13 protein-coding genes are annotated in these 17,244 nt (G+C 42.1%); all 13 read right to left on the reverse strand.

What is annotated here, in order from left to right; translation table 11 throughout:
* Positions 1 to 17 precede the first annotated feature (17 nt).
* A complete protein-coding gene (locus tag IH982_02135; protein MCH7828651.1) occupies positions 18 to 1,175 on the reverse strand; it encodes a hypothetical protein in 1,158 nt (385 codons plus the stop codon).
* A gap of 2 nt (positions 1,176 to 1,177) precedes the next feature.
* The gene (locus tag IH982_02140; protein MCH7828652.1) at positions 1,178 to 2,365 is read right to left on the reverse strand and encodes a hypothetical protein; all 1,188 of its coding nucleotides are present in this window, start codon (positions 2,363 to 2,365) and stop codon (positions 1,178 to 1,180) included.
* Positions 2,366 to 2,469: 104 nt separating this feature from the next.
* Entirely contained in the window at positions 2,470 to 3,045 is a 576-nt protein-coding gene (locus IH982_02145; protein ID MCH7828653.1) for a hypothetical protein, read from the reverse strand.
* Between the two features lie 143 nt (positions 3,046 to 3,188).
* Positions 3,189 to 3,767 (reverse strand): hypothetical protein, encoded by a 579-nt coding sequence (locus IH982_02150; protein ID MCH7828654.1) that lies wholly within the window; start codon positions 3,765 to 3,767, stop codon positions 3,189 to 3,191.
* 102 nt (positions 3,768 to 3,869) lie between these two features.
* Positions 3,870 to 4,562 carry a hypothetical protein gene (locus IH982_02155; protein ID MCH7828655.1) on the reverse strand — a complete coding sequence of 231 codons (693 nt, stop codon included), beginning with the start codon at positions 4,560 to 4,562 and terminating at the stop codon, positions 3,870 to 3,872.
* A 66-nt stretch (positions 4,563 to 4,628) separates the two neighbouring features.
* Positions 4,629 to 7,307: a VCBS repeat-containing protein gene (locus IH982_02160; protein ID MCH7828656.1), complete on the reverse strand. Its 2,679-nt coding sequence runs from the start codon at positions 7,305 to 7,307 to the stop codon at positions 4,629 to 4,631.
* A 129-nt stretch (positions 7,308 to 7,436) separates the two neighbouring features.
* Complete coding sequence (locus tag IH982_02165; protein ID MCH7828657.1) at positions 7,437 to 8,879, reverse strand: sulfatase-like hydrolase/transferase; 1,443 nt, start codon at positions 8,877 to 8,879, stop codon at positions 7,437 to 7,439.
* Positions 8,880 to 8,897: 18 nt separating this feature from the next.
* Entirely contained in the window at positions 8,898 to 10,334 is a 1,437-nt protein-coding gene (locus tag IH982_02170; GenBank protein MCH7828658.1) for a sulfatase, read from the reverse strand.
* A 51-nt stretch (positions 10,335 to 10,385) separates the two neighbouring features.
* Positions 10,386 to 11,786: a sulfatase gene (locus IH982_02175; protein ID MCH7828659.1), complete on the reverse strand. Its 1,401-nt coding sequence runs from the start codon at positions 11,784 to 11,786 to the stop codon at positions 10,386 to 10,388.
* Positions 11,787 to 11,803: 17 nt separating this feature from the next.
* On the reverse strand, positions 11,804 to 13,189 hold the full coding sequence (locus IH982_02180) for a sulfatase (GenBank protein MCH7828660.1): 1,386 nt from the start codon (positions 13,187 to 13,189) through the stop codon (positions 11,804 to 11,806).
* 35 nt (positions 13,190 to 13,224) lie between these two features.
* A complete protein-coding gene (locus IH982_02185) occupies positions 13,225 to 13,839 on the reverse strand; it encodes a hypothetical protein (GenBank protein MCH7828661.1) in 615 nt (204 codons plus the stop codon).
* A gap of 16 nt (positions 13,840 to 13,855) precedes the next feature.
* Positions 13,856 to 15,844: an alkaline phosphatase family protein gene (locus tag IH982_02190; GenBank protein ID MCH7828662.1), complete on the reverse strand. Its 1,989-nt coding sequence runs from the start codon at positions 15,842 to 15,844 to the stop codon at positions 13,856 to 13,858.
* 122 nt (positions 15,845 to 15,966) lie between these two features.
* On the reverse strand, positions 15,967 to 17,223 hold the full coding sequence (locus IH982_02195) for a hypothetical protein (protein MCH7828663.1): 1,257 nt from the start codon (positions 17,221 to 17,223) through the stop codon (positions 15,967 to 15,969).
* Positions 17,224 to 17,244 lie beyond the last annotated feature (21 nt).

The following is a 17,244-nucleotide window of genomic DNA, read 5'->3' on the forward strand; positions in this document are numbered from 1 at the left end:
TATAAAATTCTGTATCGTCACTGTTCATCAAAACAAAAGGCGGCTTCTGATGGACCAAACATATTACAAAAACTCTCTTTCCCGCCTTCACCATGCAGCTTTTCAACATTTTGTCCAAGATACACAAAACAAACACGTTGGAGTTCTTCTTCTAGTACCCCGCACAAAGAACCCCCCAGTGATCCTGAAGGATCGGTAACAAAACTTGAGAAAATCGCCCCCTCAACACACGCTTCTTTTTGATGCTGTTTACCAAATTTGCATGCCTCCCAAATTTTCTCTACTCGGCCTTGAGAAAGAAAAAATAGGTCTGCTCCTATAACAAAGTTGCATTCTTTAAAAAGAAGCGGTGATATACTCTCACAAGTTTGAAATGCTTTTTGGATATTATTCGATCTCTTCAATTCAAAACCTCCCACACTCTTTAAACATAAATCGGCATATATGCCAGGCAAAGTCTGACAAAAGCGAGGAATGTCTTGAGGTATTTCAAGGCGTGGATGACTTTCTGTGGGAGCATCAAAAATCTCCATAAAAACCCCAGTAGCACACTCATTTTGGGCATTCGTGTTATCAAGAAGATCGCATAAGTTTAGTGTCTTCACAAGGTCAAACTGAACCATACTAGCAAGCCCGTGCCCCAATCCATGATTGCAGGCAGTAAGATCTTGACCGGGCAGTGGGGAAGGAGAAAGTTTCTCACACACCGAAGGAAGATCATCTAGTAAGTTGGGATTAAGACGTAATACTCCGAGAGCCGCGCCGTGCGTGCATCCAAATCCGCACTTTCTTGTACAGCTTGCAAGAACTTCACCCGCATCTTCTTGTAACTCAATACCAAGCTCTCCGACCACATGACCAAGATTATGACAGGAAACTCTGGAGGCAACCCCTCCCGATTCCTCATTCAAATATTCAAGCTCACTCATCATTGCATTCACACCATATCTAGAAACAAGCGGTCGGCTCTTCTCCCTGAAACAGCGAAAATAATGAGCCGTGTTGGTGTCTTCACCACATTCCTTCAAAACAGATGTGAGCTCGAAAGAAAGATCCTCTGCTTGGATGTCTGTACTTGACTCTCCGGAAAGAAAGGACATCATTCCCGCCACAAATCCACCTCCAAAAAATATAACAATGCTTATTTGAAAAATGAATTTTTTTATACGAGCCATGTTTAATTATTCAGCTGGGTAAGACAGTGTTTTTGAAACGAATCGGGAATAACCGAAGATTCGCAAAACTGTTCCTGTTTTTGCGGCCCGTGTCGCTCTTTAACATACAAACCAAGTAATTCAAAACATGTTGGCTTAAAACCTTCTTCGATAATCACGCATAAAGAAGCTCCATGCCGTTCTGAGTCGGATATGACGCTCGAAACCAACGCTCCCTCAAGGCATGCACGATACGAGGCTGGGGAGGGCGCCTTTTTGCAGGAACGAACTATATCTTCTCTCTCTCCCTCAAAAACAAAGTAAAAGTTTTGGCCGGTAGAAACGATACACGGGCGTTGTAAGGATGAAGGCGCCTCCCCACATGTTGTAAATGCCTTTTCCTCATCCCTCGATCTCCCATACTCGTGTACCCCGGCAGTAACATAGCATACTTCTGCATACACCCCCCAGAGCGTACTGCAGAAATCGGGTATGTCTTCAGGAAACTCGAGAAGAGGATGCTCAAAACTTGAAGGTTCGTAGAGTTCCATAAAAACGCCAGTACCACAATCTTTTCTTTCCTCCTCCTTTTGTAGGGAGTCGCAAAGCTCAAGGGATCTTTTAAGTTTGTATCCTGCAATGGTGGCGACGCCGTGGCCAAGCCCGTGAAAACATGCCGAGCGAGATCCACGATTCAAATCATCATCTGGTATTGCAGCACAAAGTTTCGGAAGTTCGTCAAGCAGGTTGGCTCCACGAGCAAGAAAACCCTCGACTACTCCATGATAACAACCATATGTACAGAGAGACGAACAGCTTGAAATCGTTGAATCCATATTCTTAGAATGCAGACCTCCTACCTGACCAATGGCATGAAGAAGATCATGGCACTGTGTAATGGCTCCGGCTTGACTAGTATTGCGAGCGGTGAACATCTGTTCAACGGCATTAATAAAGGGAGAGATTCCGTACGTTTTTACCGCCTCTTCGATATGCTTTCTAAAACAAAGTATGCTGCGAGACCGGTCACTTTCCGGTTTGCATATGTTTTGAACGTTTATGATCTGAGAAGAAATATCATCTTGATAATTCTCAGAGAAAGAAATCCGTGAATTGTACAGCGAAACAAAAGATAGTCCAAAATGGACATTCAGAATAATCCCGAACAAAAAAACAAAAGTTAAAACTATGCCCAAAACAGATGGTCTCATACAAACCAAAAATAGAAATGTGTATTCCCCCTACGTCAGTACCCCTATTTTATTCTTTCCTTAAGGCGGGCTTTTCTGCAAAGGAAATGTAAAAAAAGCATCTTTTACTGAGGGGCTGTTTCTGGACTACCCACCATCTCCATATATCCTACGATATTTCTGGATTCGCCACAGGAAATACCATACCATCCCGGCCCATTTGGAAACTGGGTATCAATGCTCTTTTCCTCGCCTGCTGCCACAAAAACATTTTTATCACCAACTAAAATTAGATGATCTACTGAAGCCGTGCTCTTAAACGTAAATGGCAAACCTTTTAGGGGGCGTACAACAAGCGGTGTGAGTACACAGCCTTCACCGATTTCCATGGTATTTGTTTCTACGGTCAACCTACCCATCTGGGCATTGAAAGCTGTCTTTTCCTCCTCAGAAGCATTTTCTGTTGGCAACAAAGACAATTCCCCTATCAGAGGAACACTGTCCCCACGAGTCCGAGTCGGTGATGCTATCTCTGGAGAAACTGAAGAGGATGGAGCCGGTTGCCCTATCTCCCCTTCTCCTGTTTTCTTTTCTTCTTGCTGCTGGAATTGCTTGAACGAAATACCAACAACATTCCCCAAAATAAGAGCCGCGCCCAGGATTAAAATAATGATGATAACTTTCTTTGTTTTACTTCTCATGGTACTTTTGTTATTGAATTATCCGATTCATACATCGAACAAATAGAGAATACTCTCCGTATTGTGCTTCTATCCATCTGTTCGACCGCCAGATTACATGAAAACATCTTCATTCCATTCATGGTGTTCATAATTATACATAATCACATCTCTTTCTTTCTTTTGGAATAAAATACTGTGCTCCCGATTATCCCCAGTATAGCACCTCCTCCAAATGTAATAACCCATAGAAAGTTACGCAAGTCAATAGTTTCCTTATTTTTATATACAGGTTCAAAGGGCGGGACCACGGAAAAAGAGAAAGAGGTCTCTGCCAGTGTTTCCTCCGTACCTTCAAAACTCAGTGTCGCATTATATGGTCCTTCTTTTGGGAAAGTCGCGACCAACCGCGTACTCCCCGAAACCAATTTTGATTCATCCAGTGATGAAACTAATATTACCGATCCACCACTCTTTGCAAACCGCACAAACAGGTAATCAAATGGGGTGCTCCCCTGGTTTGTAGCATCAAGGAGACGGAACGTAAAAGAAACTGCCTCACCGCTGTATATCTCGGGGGTATCATATGCAAATTCAACTGTATAGTCGCCAACAGTTTGAATTTGCTCCGTATCAAAGCCATGCCCCCAAGAAAAAAGTGGGGTAAGGGTCACAAAAAATACTCCGAATACGGCTGGAAGAAAAGGTAGGAAGTGTTTGAAAAAAAATACTGTTTTTCTCATGAAATAATATGTAAACACAAAGTAAAGATGCTGGAGCTACATGATATTCTATCATATTTTCAGATGGCAAACAAACTCATCAAGAAGACCACTTCGTTATATTTAAAGACAAAAAGTTGCAGTATAGAGTGGGGCAAATTCTTTAGGAACAGAACAGACTATTATCATAATTACTTTCTGCCCATCTGGAGTTATGACAGGAGCGCGTGTATCTATTCCCCCTTTTTTCCCGTCCTCCGTTGTTCTAAAAACTCCACAGTTAGTTAATTCTGAACTGTTTTGTGGATCACTAAGTTTCTGACACAGTATGGTGTCAATTTGGGGTATAAATTGATCTGTAAAGACACCTGCCATCAATGATATGGCCCGTGTTTCGTCCACTACAGTTCCTAAAGCAAATGTCCATCCTCGTATATACGTTGGGGTCTTAGAGGAAGAATCTTCTACATAGAGCACTGTAAAAAATCTATTGTCTTTATTCCAGCTTCCCACATATTCATTGCCGCCGCCACTATTTAATGGAGCTCGCTGAAAAACAACTCCTTCTGGTAAAAACTCTTCCCGAAATACGTTCTTGATAAACTGCATTATCGTTTGTCTGGCTTCATCGTCCAATTCCGAACTCATAACCATGCTGGAGATTTCAGGTTCTTTGGGTTCTCCGACGCTTCCTGTGCTAAAAAAATATTCTGGGATGAAAAAAATACTGAGCACAATTCCTGCCCCTACCAATACAAAGACCTTAATACTCTTTAAAAAGTTGTGACTATACATTAATTGTTTCATATTCTTCATAAAAACTCCGCCATAAGGCAGGAGCAACATATGGGTGTACGTACTGCTTTTGTATGTGAAGTAAAGCTAAAACGTGTCATTTTTTTCAACAATAATTATTTTCTGGTTCAACTGCACGTTAAAGAGTGTTTGGATTGCTCCACTCGGCCATTCAACTTTAACTACGTCAGCACGAGAAGATATTCCCAGCCCAAATGTTTGCCACAGGCTGTTCTGAGAAAGAAAAGAGGAGCCGTTGATTATCTCTCGTATTTGATATTTTTCCCCCGTTGTAATGGTTATTCGTGCTCCGATACCATCTCTATTACTCTTTGTTCCGACGAGCTGAACGGTCAGCCAGTTATTGCTGTTGCCCTGATTCTGGTAGAGACGGTGTGAGGATTTCTCTTCAAGATGGCTTGAAACTACTATAACATCGATAAATCCATCGTTATTATAATCTGCAAACGCTGCTCCCTCTTTTGCATCACTACCGTATATTCCTTCTTGTAAAGACACTTCGGTGAATACTCCCTCTCCGGTATTTTTATAAAGTTTATCGGTCACATTCATCTGAAAAGCGATCGTCCTCCTGCTGGGCACTCCCCCCGACAGTCCGGCGGGGCGGGCTTCAACAGTTACGCTCCCATTTATGTCATAGAGATCAAGATTGCCATCGTTATCATAATCCAAAAACCCAACCGCCCACCCCAAAGATGAACTATCTGCCGTTCCCGTACGTTGTGCCACTTCGGTGAAGGTATCATCCCCATTGTTCTCCCAGAAATAATTTGGGCCTGTATTGGTAACATATAAATCTAGGTCACCGTCGTTATCATAGTCCCCCACCGTTACGCCCATCCCTGTGCCCTTCAAACACAATCCGGCTTCTTGTGTTACATCCGTGAATGTGCCATCTCCGTTGTTCCGATACAAAGGGCTGATACTGGCATCGGTTGCAATAAATAGGTCCGGCCTTCTATCATTATTGTAGTCAAACCATATTGGCTGGAACGCTATTTTCCAGGGACCATTTCTAACCGTAAAATCTAACCCTTCACCTGGGGTAAACCCCGAACAATCAGCAATGCCCATTACCCCCGATTCTTCTGTTGTATCTGTAAAGGTGCCATCGCCGTTATTGCGATAGAGAATATTTGGCTCCGATATGTATGTCTCGAATGCTATTCGCTCACCATAGTTCGCAACATAAATATCTACATATCCATCATTATTATAATCGGCCCATGCTATTCCGGTTCCACGGTACGTATCTTCTATCCCTGCAGCACTACTCACATCCGTAAAGGTACCATCACAGTTATTGCGGTAGAGGGTGTCCGATCTTTTATCAAATCGATTTGATACATATAAGTCAATACACCCATTATTATCGTAGTCTGCGAAAGCTCCTGCCCAAGAAATAGGGGCATGGCCAATAATCGCATTGGGCTTAATTCCGGCTTCTTTTGTTACGTCCGTGAATGTGCCATCTTTGTTGTTCCGATACAGTTTATTCCCGTCTCTTCCCCCCAGCATAAGAAGATCGAGATATCCATCGTTATTATAATCAGCCCATGCAACTCCGGTTGACTCGCCTCCTTTTTTTATCCCAGAATCTTTTATCACATTAACAAAAGTGGGGGTAGAGTTAGAAATTAACGTACCTTCGACTACTAAAATAAAGGTCCCCCCCGCTATTCCGGTTCCTACAACAGCCATAAATAGGATGATGGCAAGTTTTTTGGAGAAATACTTTCCAATGACAAAAGTTGAAAAAATGCTGTAGGCAGGTAGGGTAATTAAAAGAGCTGCGGCGACACCAAGTGATAATCCGGCCTGGAGCAAAGCCAAGACAAGAATAAGATCAACAAGCATAGGTATGGGGAGGGCGGTTCCAATGAGTGCCGCAGCTCCAATCAAAAGAAACTGATTCTGCGTTGGGTCAATGAAATTTTCAAGAGGAAACAGGGTAATGATGGTAGCCCCCAATACTCCAGCAAGAAGCATGAGGGGAACAACCAGAACTGCCAGTCTTGCTGTTTGATAAACGAATGATGTTATTCCTGCCCGCAGTGCAAAAAACAAGCTTTCTTGTTCCCATTGAGTTTTTCCTTTCAGAACGAGGAAGGAGACGTTGCTTTTCTGCGTGAGAAATCTTACGACAAAAGGAATAACCAAAAAGATGAGAAAGAGCGTTGCAATAACCTTGGTAACTGCTAACTCAAAAGGGAACACGGTAAAAACAATGCTGAGAGCAACGATATTCAAGGTAGGAGAAGCAAACATGGCAGAGAGCGTCGTCTCAAGACTCACTCCCCTTTTCTTCATTGCAACTCCAACCGGGGCAACACAGTTGGCGCAAATGCCCATCGGAGCTCCTATGAATATTCCAATCAAAGAGCCTCCGAGGCCCCTTACTGAAAAATATCTCCGGAGTGCCATCAACGGAGTCAATAATGCGAGGAGTGCTCCTCCAAGAATGATACCAAAACTCATGCCTACCCTGTTTGCATATATCCAATCCAATGTGGTTTTGCCAATCACCACAAATGTACTTTCTGGCTTTTGAGCATCAATCTCTACAATTTCATCTTTGGTGATGCTCCCCACGTTGCGTTCAAGCAGAGTTCCTTGTTGTGCTCTCTTTGCCTCATACAACAATTCCGGATACCGCGAAAACGCCCAAAAAGAAAGGCCTATGAACATAATAATCAGGATGTGTACCCCTAACCTTTTTTTGGAAATGTGAATCCTTTCTGGCATAGAATAGAGCTAATCTTCTTATAAGGATACCATATTACTGTAAACACAAATACTTTTTCAAAAAGAAAAAACCAGAGAGCCTCGGTTTTTTTGTAATGACAGAAATGTAACTGGCTACGCCGTGGACATCTATTCTAGCTGCGATCTTTTCTTAAGATTTGTGAATTCCCATTCTTCAAATTTTTGCTTGAGCTTTGCGGCAACATCAGGATGCTGACTAATGACATTCTGTGTTTCTTTGGGGTCATCCTTAAGATTATAGAGTTCAAATCTTTCGCCAGCCTTCACAATAAGTTTCCACTGTGAAGTACGTATAAACTGAAGTTCATCCAATCCCGACATCGCATCTCCCTCACCGTATGCATACTCACTAACATTAGGACCAGCTCTTCCTGTTAAGAGGGGGAGAAAACTCTTTCCTTGAAGTTGCTTCTTTACGTTTTTCTCAATTGGAATGCGGAGGATGTCTAAAATTGTAGGAAAGATATCAATAAGTTGGATCTGTTCATTGACTTTTTGCTGTCCGAGCAAAGGATGTTTTATTAAGAGGGGGACACGAATGACTTCATCATATACTACCCCTCGATGCCCAACAAGTCTTGTCTTGTCGCTGAACACTTGTCTTGTCATATTGTCCATTGTGGTCAAGCCATGATCAGAAAAAATTATAACAAGAGAATTTTCATACAACCCCATGTCTTGCAATACATCGAGAAATTGCTGAATAAGATAATCCGTATGCAATATTCTTCCATCTTGGTGTGCAATGGTATGATAGATATCTTGCGGTTCAAAAATAATAGTTTCATTCTCAAGCCGCATAACTGCTTGCCCCCCGATCTTTAAAATATTTCGCATAGCATGAAAATATGGAGGTTGGTTTGGGAGTGTCCTATAAGCAAACTCAATCAGCTCTTCGTTGTGCAATATCCCATCATAATCAGGGTCAAAAATATGGTCAAAGGAATTAACAACAGGGACTTCAAAAGGAGGGTGGGCATCATATGCATGGAGAAACAACAAAAACTTTTCAGCTTTGTTTTTTTTGAGCCACTCCACTGCAAGCGGTATTGTGCTCACAAAGCTTCTCCCGACATCATCTACATAGATATCAAACCCTTGAGCGAATCCAAACTGTCCAGAAAGGTGTCCGTCTCCTACAAAAGCAGCTGTTTTGTATCCTTGTCCTTTTAGGACTTCGGCCAATGTTACCCTGGAGTCGGCAAGCACCTCGGTCGCTTGCAGCAACCCATGAACACGAGGATATTGTGATGTGAAAAAAGATGCCTGGCTTGGGAGCGTATAAGATGCCTGTGCAATTGCCTGCTCAAAAAGGATGCTTTCCTCTGCAAACCGATCAAGGTTGGGAGAGGTGTCGCGAGAGTACCCATACATTCCGAGGTGGTCAGCTCGGAGGGTGTCGATGCCGATAATAATCACGTTATAGGGAACGGGGGGCTGGAATAACTTTTTAGAAGAAGGGGTAAGACTTTTCGGAAAATAAAAAAGTAATCCGGCAGAAAAAGTCAATAATCCTATGATAGCTACTGCGATAATGTACTTTTTGGACATGGGGAGGGTATGATTTTATTATAAGTCAGGTATGGTATGATTCTTTTCTAGCTGTGATTTTTTTCTAAGATTTGTAGATTCCCATTCTTCAAACTTTTGCTTAAGCTTCTCGGCAACGTCAGGATATTGATCAATAACATTCTGCGTTTCTTTTGGATCGTCCTGTAAATTGTATAATTCAAAGTATCCTTCTGATACCATAAGCTTCCACTGAACGGTCCGTATAAACACGGGCTGATGCCCGTCTGCTTGTCCGAAGACATACTCATTAAAATGCTCATCTGCCCTATCTTCTATGAGTGGGACTAAACTTTTCCCCTGAATTCGCTGCTTAATTTCTTCAGATATTGGAATATGAAGAAAATCTAGGATAGTAGGAAAAATATCAATAAGCTGTACTTGGGTGGATATTCTTTGCCCTTCAAAGTCAGGGTGTTTGATAAAAAGAGGGACATGAATAACTTCTTCATAGAGTCTACCATGACCAAAAAGTCTGTCATTTTCATCTTTCTCCCTTCTAAGAGAATCTACCAGCATCTCACCATGATCCGAAAGAACAATGATGATGGAGTTATCATATACACCCATTTCTTTGAGTGTATCAAAGAATTCTTCTAGAAGAGAATCGGTATAGAGTATTCCTCCATCATAATGAGCAATGACATGATCGATGTCCCGTTGTTCAAGTGGGATGACTTTATCGTTCCAGGAAAGAACGGGGTTGTGGTTGATATTTTTAATTGAATAGAGGATGGAATTTGGATCTCTTGTTTGATTGGGAGTGTAATCCAGGTAATACTGCTCATGATCACTCAATATACCGTCATAGCCAGGATCAAATATATGATCAAATGGCTCTGGTTTGTGAAGAGGAGGATGAACATCATATCCTTGCACAAATAAGAAAAAGTTTTCTCCTTTATTAAGTCTAAGCCACTCTACTGCTGGAGGAATAGTTTGGCTCAGGTAACCGAGGGGACCAAAGTCACGATCGTAAAGATCAAATCCTTGAAGAGAATAACCTTCTGTTCCAGATATTTGCGCAAATGCAGCTGTTGTATAGCCCGTCTCCTGTAATATCTGCGCAAGGGTAATACTTGATAAACTTAATCTATCTGATGTCTCTATTACCCCATGAACAGAGGGGTATTGTGATACAAGTAATGAAATTTGGCTTGCCAATGAATATGGTGCCTGAGTAATTGCCTGCTCAAAAAGGATACTTTCCTTTGCAAGCCGATCAAGGTTGGGAGAGGTATTGCGAGAGTACCCATACATTCCGAGGTGATCAGCTCGGAGGGTGTCGATGATGACAAGAATCACATTGTAGGGAACGGGGGGTTGGAATAACTTTTTAGAAGAAGGGGTAGAACTTTTCGGAAAATAAAAAAGTACTCCGGCAGAAAAAGTCAATAATCCTATGATGGCTGCTATGATGATATACTTTCTTAGCATAAAAAATAGGGGTGTAATTTATGATGAATCAGGCAGGGGCTGCTTCTTTACTCATTGTGTTCTCTTCTGAATATTTACAAGCATCCATTCCTCAAGTTTTTGTTTAAGTTTCTCGGCAACGTCGGAATATTGATTAATGACGTCTTGAGTTTCTTTGGGATCATCATGGAGATTGTATAATACAAAATCTCCACTCGATGAAACAAGCTTCCATTGATTGGTACGTATAAATACGGGTTGATGCCCGTCTGCTCGTCCAAATACGTACTCATTAAAATTTTCATCCGCATTGCCCTCTATCAATGGAACCAGACTTTTTCCTTGAATTTGTTCTTCCACTTCTTTAGGTAGCAGAATGCGTATAAAATCAAATATGGTGGGGAAGATATCAATTAATTGCACCTGGGTGGATATGCTTTGTGGTCTAAAATCGGGGTGTCGTATGAGCAAAGGAACATGCACGTCTTCTTCATAGAGTCTTCCATGACCAAAAAGTCTTTCGTTGCCCATATCGCGCGCCAGAGAGTCCCCTAAACTCTCCCCATGATCTGAGAATAATATAATAATGGAAGTATCATAAAGACCCATTTCTTTTAATGTCTCAAAGAATTGCTTTAGAAGAGAATCGGTATAAAGTATTCCTCCATCATAATGAGCAACAATATGATCTATGTCTCTTTGGTCAAGCACAGTAGTCTGATCTTCTGATACCAAGGTGGGCCGGCCTTCAACGTTTTTGATTCGCTGCAAAGTATCATGTGGTGCTACATCGTAATCAAGATAGTACTGCTCGTGGTCACGTAATATACCATCGTAGTTGGGATCAAATATATGATCAAATGGCTCCGGTTTGTGAAGAGGGGGATGGACATCATACCCATGAACAAACAAAAAAAAGTTTTCTCCTTTATTACGTTTAAGCCATTCAGTAGCAGAAGGGATGGTGTTCTGGAAAGAACCGTATTTGTTGCTCTCATCAATTTGATGAGTGCCAAATCCCTGTGCAAAACCGTAACTCTCTCCCAGATGATTCCCAGCCACAAATGCGGCGGTCTTGTAGCCTGATTGCTGCAACACTTCTGCAAGAGTATATTTTGATACATCTAACGTATCTAAAGTAGAGATTAACCCATGAACAGAAGAATATTGAGATAAAAACAGTGAAGCATGGCTTGCGAGACTATATGGTGCCTGAGCAATTGCCTGCTCAAAAAGGATGCTTTCCTCTGCAAACCGATCAAGGTTGGGAGAGGTATCGCGAGAGTACCCATACATTCCGAGGTGATCGGCTCGGAGGGTGTCGATGCTGATAAGAATGACATTGTAGGAAAATGAAGAAGTAAATGGAGATTCGGACGGCGTAGAGACGCTGAAGCTTAAAAGAAACCACACCCCGCCAGCAACGAGTAGGACACCCATGATGAGTACTGTTGTACGAAAGCGTTTATCCATAAAAACTGCTGAGTGCATTATTCAAGCTCTGCTCTTTTTGTGAGATTGATCAACTTCCATTCTTCAAGTTTTTGTTTTAGTCTTTCAGCAGTGTCCGAGTACTGACTGATTACATTGTGGGTTTCTTTGGGATCGTCTTTGAGATTATACAATTCAAATTCTTCTCTAGATGATATAAGTTTCCATTGGTTGGTTCTGACAAATATATAATTATAATTCAGTTGTTCCCCTCCTCCATATGTATACTCAAACTGTTTATCTGTCCTGCCCTCTATCAACGACACCAAGCTTCTTCCTTGAATCTGTTGTTTGGCTTCTTGGAATATCGAGAGGTCAAGAAAATCTAGGATGGTGGGGAAAATATCAATAAGCTGTACTTGGGTGGATATTCTTTGCCCTTCAAAGTCAGGGTGTCTTATTATCAGAGGAATACGTATAACTTCGTCGTAGAGCTCTCCGTGCCCGATGAGCCTACCCCCCTCCAAATACTGTCTGTCTAGGGATTCTCCCAGACTTTCTCCGTGGTCGGAAAAGATCACAATTATGGAGGTATCATATAAATCCAACTCTTTTAACGTATTGAGAAATTGTTGGATAAGGGGGTCGGTATAGAGTATTCCATCGTCGTAGTGCGCAATGACGTGGTCAAGATCCCTTTGTTCAAGAGGGATTGTTTCGTTGCCCAACACAAGAAAAGGTTTGCCTTTAATTTTTTCAATAAAACGTAACTTAAAATTGGTGCTCTTGTGGTCACTAAATATGCCTTTATAATCGGGGTCAAAAACATGCTTAGGTGGATACTTCAGATATTGAAAACGAAGATCGCGGACATCATACCCATGCACAAACAAGAAAAATTTATCCTCTTTTTTGTTTTGCTTAAGCCATTTTATTGCAAGAGGGAAATTATCGGCGAGAGAGCCTCCATTAATGTAGGTATCAAATCCTCGATTAACGCCAGAACGATCAGACAATTGTGTGCCGGCTATAAATCCGGCTGTCTTAAACCCGTATTGTTTCAAAACTTCCGCAAGCGTGAATCGTAAGGGAGATAACGTATCCAATGATTCAGTGCTTGTTCTATGAACATCTGGGTATTGAGAGGTAAATAATGAAGCATGGCTCGGTAATGTTGCGCCTGCCTGAGTAATTGCCTGCTCAAAAAGGATGCTTTCCTCTGCAAACCGATCAAGGTTGGGAGAGGTATCGCGAGAGTACCCATACATTCCGAGGTGATCAGCTCGGAGGGTGTCGATGTTGATAAGAATGACATTGTAAGATTTTGGAGGAACGAGTAATTTCTCCAGGGGCAAAGTGTAATTTTGTGCAAAAGAAAACAAAAGTACGATAGACAAAATAAATATGCCCACAAAAGGAAGCATAATATTATATTTCTTGGTCATAGAAAGTTGTCAAGCATTAGAATACCACACAAAACCTACCCGCAGCGCAGAGAATGCAGTAGTCCTAAATCCCTGCTTTCCACAAATATTTCTGGTGGAAAAAATAATTTCATTTCAATAAACACGTCGTTTTTGGGACAATATAAAAATCCTATCAAGGATTTATATTTCACTTCATCAAGAGAACAGACCCCATAAGAGAATCTCTCGCTGGCGTACAGAATATAATAAGATACGCCATCCCGTATGCCACGAACGGGATGAAATTCATCGGGGCACTCCACATTGCGTGTTATTATACCCGGATAATGGGCGGGTCCGGGAAGAAAAATAGATTCTATGCTAGCCTTTTTGTCTTCCGTGTAGAGCTGGGCTTCCCTTTCTTCCATATTCTCAACTAACTCTATACGGGCAATAATGTTCTCATGCTTTGCTGATATTTTTGTGACTTTGAGGTCTATAATTTGTGTTGTTTTTATCTTATTGATGGAAAAACTCTGCGTCTCTTGAAAGAGTACTCCTTTTGTTTCTAGATACTCTTTAAGATTAGATGCAACAAAAGTGCTCTGTATTTTCCCAACGAGAAATACTGCCGAACCAACAAGGAAAACAATGCCGATGAAAACTAAACTCTTTGGTATTTTCCTCACTTCATTGTGACAATCTTCATTCTGCTTTTATTTCTTCTAACATCCTCCCTTGTACATATGGTGGCGACTCGATGCCCATCAGATTCAAAATGGTAGGCAACTGATCTATGTGAGAAATCGGATCGAGCAACTGAAATCCTTTTTTAACTCCAGGGCCCATTACCACAAACGGCGTCCACATACAGCTGTTTTCCTTTGCATCTATGGTTTGCTTGTATCCGGATGTCAAAGGATTAGCAAACACCCTTAAATCCTCATCCATTTCTTCCGTCCAAAAATATCGAGGGGTAACCTCTATAACAACATCACCAACTCTATCGGTCGGTAACTCAAAGAACTTGGGAGCATCTTCCCATGGGATAGCGTTTACGACCGGCTTAACTCCATTATCATCTTCTAAAGCCAATAATGTATCAATAACCTCCTGCCGTAATGCTTCATATTCGGCTCCCGAAGCTCTTTGCCAATCTCCGCCAAGTCCTTGAGGATGCACATAAATATGGGCCATCTTCAAATAGATGACTTTCGAATTGTCCCAGTCAATGGTAGGCTCTCCGGTCTTTTGATTGATAGTAAATTTTAGCCAGCCTTTTTGAGCAAACACATTATTCAATTTTACAAGCCGTTGAAGGGGGCAAACTCCATGGTCAGAACTTAAAACAAATAAAGTGTCTTTATCCGCATTATCCATGGCTTCACCAATAATTGCATCCAATCCTTGATACATCTCCAAAATATCGGCCCAAGCGCCCTCCGCCTTTTTTTGGTCATAATCCTCTCTTGATGTATCAATCAACCTATGCCACCATCTGCTTTCCAGCATCTGATTTGGGGTGTAGATGTCTTGAATGAAGACATCTGGATTATAGTTTTCGTAGATAAAAGGTACCGCATTCTTGTGCCATTCCCAAGACATCCTTGCCTCTTCCAAAAATGTTTCTTTGTCTTCCTGTTCATAAATAAGTTGGGGCGGCCAGTTATCTGCAAAATCAACCATCGGCCCCACATTCTCGGTAAGCTCGCCAGCTACCGAGGAAGGCTCCGTAACAAAGCGATTCAGGTTATTGTACAGAATCCTCACTCGAAAATTGCTCGTATCCCACAATTTGATGAGTTTAATTTTTATATCTGAATCAAAAGACGCATCTTGAAATGTTAATTGAACAGGCAGCCAATTGCTCCATTCGCCCTGCGCAAGCTCTACAAAAGTGTCTGGGTTGGATTTATCAAGAGCAAACACGATGCGATCATAATTTTGAGCACTATCATCACTCGAATCGTAAATATAGGCATACACGGGCAATCCGTGCGCTTCTAGTGTTGCCTCCATCGGGTTACTCAATGATGTGGGGGCGCCAACCCACCCCCCGGCATTATCTTTATCAACAAATTGCGTTAAGTGGGGTCCTAAGAAAAATAGTCGAAATCCCCTTCCCGCGTCTTTTCTTTCTTCAAGCTGCTCTTCTGACTCATATATAACCTTAAAAGTATCTGCTCCCCATCCTCCCCATCTTCCTCTTATTGTAATTCCCTCTTCTAATTCGGGGGGGGTAGAGCCCGGGATTGAAAGCAATAATACTTTTTTCCCAAGCTCTTCAAAAATACTCCAAACAGGAGAAACCTTTTTCGCAACAGAAGAAAAGCCCCCTACTGATGGTTTTGCAAGAGGATGCCCCTCCACGTGCATAGGGCCATCGGCTATTCCGTGAACAGTGGGAAAGGCACCCGTAAAAAGAGTAGCGAAATTCGTGGGTGTGTGGGACGGAAATACAGGAATTGAGTATCCATATGCACCATTATCCATCATTTTTTTTATGTTGGGTAATTTCCCTTCCTGCGCCCACTTAAAGACATCAAACTCCTCGGGATCTGCCCTCATGCCATCGGGAATAAACCAGTAAAGCTTTGATGCCTGAACTTCTTGATTAAAAACTGATTGCCAGACAAATAAAATACCTCCAAGCAGAACAACAATGCTAAGAAAAATAATAGAAAATTTTTTCATACTAGTTTACAAATTACTATTTTTTATCAAACAATCTTAAATTTATAATACAGGAGGTTTAAAGCTTGTGCAACTGTTAGGCTCTCCCCAGTGGAGAGCTCAGTTTGCTTGGGCTTTAGCCTTTATTTTTTTGCTCCTGCAAAACATTTGTTTTGCCAGAATTCAGGAAGACTGCTGCACAGGCGAAAGAATTCGTCAGACCCAGGATGAAAGTTGTATGTAGAATAGAAGAGGAGTTCTTCATAGCATTGTTCACCTATCTTGAGAAGCTCGGCTTCCCTGCACAAAGCAGCTGCTCTTTTAACCAAACTCGCATCTGTTTCAATCACCCTGGAAGCCATGCTGGCAAAACACTTTGCTTTTCTTTCTTCTAACATATTAGAACAGAAGTTTACCATCTTTACTTCATCTAAACGAAAATGGGCAGCTATGACATAAAAGAGGCCGTAGTAGCAGCGGTCTTGATGCAAGGAATTTGTGGGAACCGAGCAGAATTCAACCAACCCTCCTGGGGTTGCAATCTCCTTATAATACAAGGGCCAGCCCTCGCTCCAGCAAGAGTTTTGCTGCTGCAGAGAAAACTGGCTGCAAAAAGCACCCAATTCCTCTTTTTCCGGCTGCAATCCTTCTACGATGGCAAAATCTTCGGGTTCTAAGGGCTGAAAAACCTGCATGAATACACCGTCAAAACAGAGCTGGGAATAGTCTCTGCCATCTTGTTTTCTGGTAGTTGCCTCGCACAAGCCAGCAGACTTCTCAACATTTCCACCTGTAACATACATGGTGAGGTGGCCTAAGGCATGGTAGCAGGTTGCTTGTTCTAAACGAGTGGGATTCCAGTCAGCCCGTTTCTCGCAGATATTCTCCAGCTCTGGCTTTAACTCTGCAATCTCTGCATCGGGAAGAGCGTCTGCGCGAAACCGTTCTTGAAATGCCCCGTGGATACACCCATTCGAACAAATTCCACTTGGGCATCTGGCAATAACCTCCTTCCATTTGTCTGGGTCTTTTGCCGTTTCTTTTGCGCTCAGGTTATGTCCCAAGACGTGACAATACCAATATTCATCATCCTGTTCCTGTACAAGCCTCGTAATTTCAAACACCTCCTCAAGAGACACAACATCAAGAAACTTGGGGATCTCTCTGTCGTAGCATGCCGGACGATATCGCTCCTCACTGCAGATCTCGACGACCTGAGCTGCGTATCGCCGGAAAGATTCTTTATTGGTCCCCACGGGGCCCTCTGAAAGAAAGGGTAGTCGTAGAAAAACCAACAGAACACCCACCAGGAAAACAATAAAAAGCAGGGGGAGGGGGGGGATGGATTCCTTGCGAAATCCTCCGAATCTTTCTTTTCTCAGAAACTCTTGTAGACGCATAGTAATTCTCTCTTGGGGTCG

The organism is Patescibacteria group bacterium, from assembly GCA_022563395.1.
Taxonomy (GTDB): Bacteria; Patescibacteriota; Minisyncoccia; order Minisyncoccales; family UBA10102; genus 01-FULL-49-22b.

Bases quoted from the DNA above. Each gene is read 5' to 3' on its own strand.
- IH982_02165 (MCH7828657.1), bottom strand. From the start codon at position 8,879: ATGTCCAAAAAGTACATTATCGCAGTAGCTATCATAGGATTATTGACT.
- IH982_02180 (MCH7828660.1), bottom strand. From the start codon at position 13,189: ATGACCAAGAAATATAATATTATGCTTCCTTTTGTGGGCATATTTATT.
- IH982_02160 (MCH7828656.1), bottom strand. From the start codon at position 7,307: ATGCCAGAAAGGATTCACATTTCCAAAAAAAGGTTAGGGGTACACATC.
- IH982_02155 (MCH7828655.1), bottom strand. From the start codon at position 4,562: ATGAAGAATATGAAACAATTAATGTATAGTCACAACTTTTTAAAGAGT.
- IH982_02150 (MCH7828654.1), bottom strand. From the start codon at position 3,767: ATGAGAAAAACAGTATTTTTTTTCAAACACTTCCTACCTTTTCTTCCA.
- IH982_02145 (MCH7828653.1), bottom strand. From the start codon at position 3,045: ATGAGAAGTAAAACAAAGAAAGTTATCATCATTATTTTAATCCTGGGC.
- IH982_02190 (MCH7828662.1), bottom strand. From the start codon at position 15,844: ATGAAAAAATTTTCTATTATTTTTCTTAGCATTGTTGTTCTGCTTGGA.
- IH982_02170 (MCH7828658.1), bottom strand. From the start codon at position 10,334: ATGCTAAGAAAGTATATCATCATAGCAGCCATCATAGGATTATTGACT.
- IH982_02140 (MCH7828652.1), bottom strand. From the start codon at position 2,365: ATGAGACCATCTGTTTTGGGCATAGTTTTAACTTTTGTTTTTTTGTTC.
- IH982_02195 (MCH7828663.1), bottom strand. From the start codon at position 17,223: ATGCGTCTACAAGAGTTTCTGAGAAAAGAAAGATTCGGAGGATTTCGC.
- IH982_02175 (MCH7828659.1), bottom strand. From the start codon at position 11,786: ATGGATAAACGCTTTCGTACAACAGTACTCATCATGGGTGTCCTACTC.
- IH982_02135 (MCH7828651.1), bottom strand. From the start codon at position 1,175: ATGGCTCGTATAAAAAAATTCATTTTTCAAATAAGCATTGTTATATTT.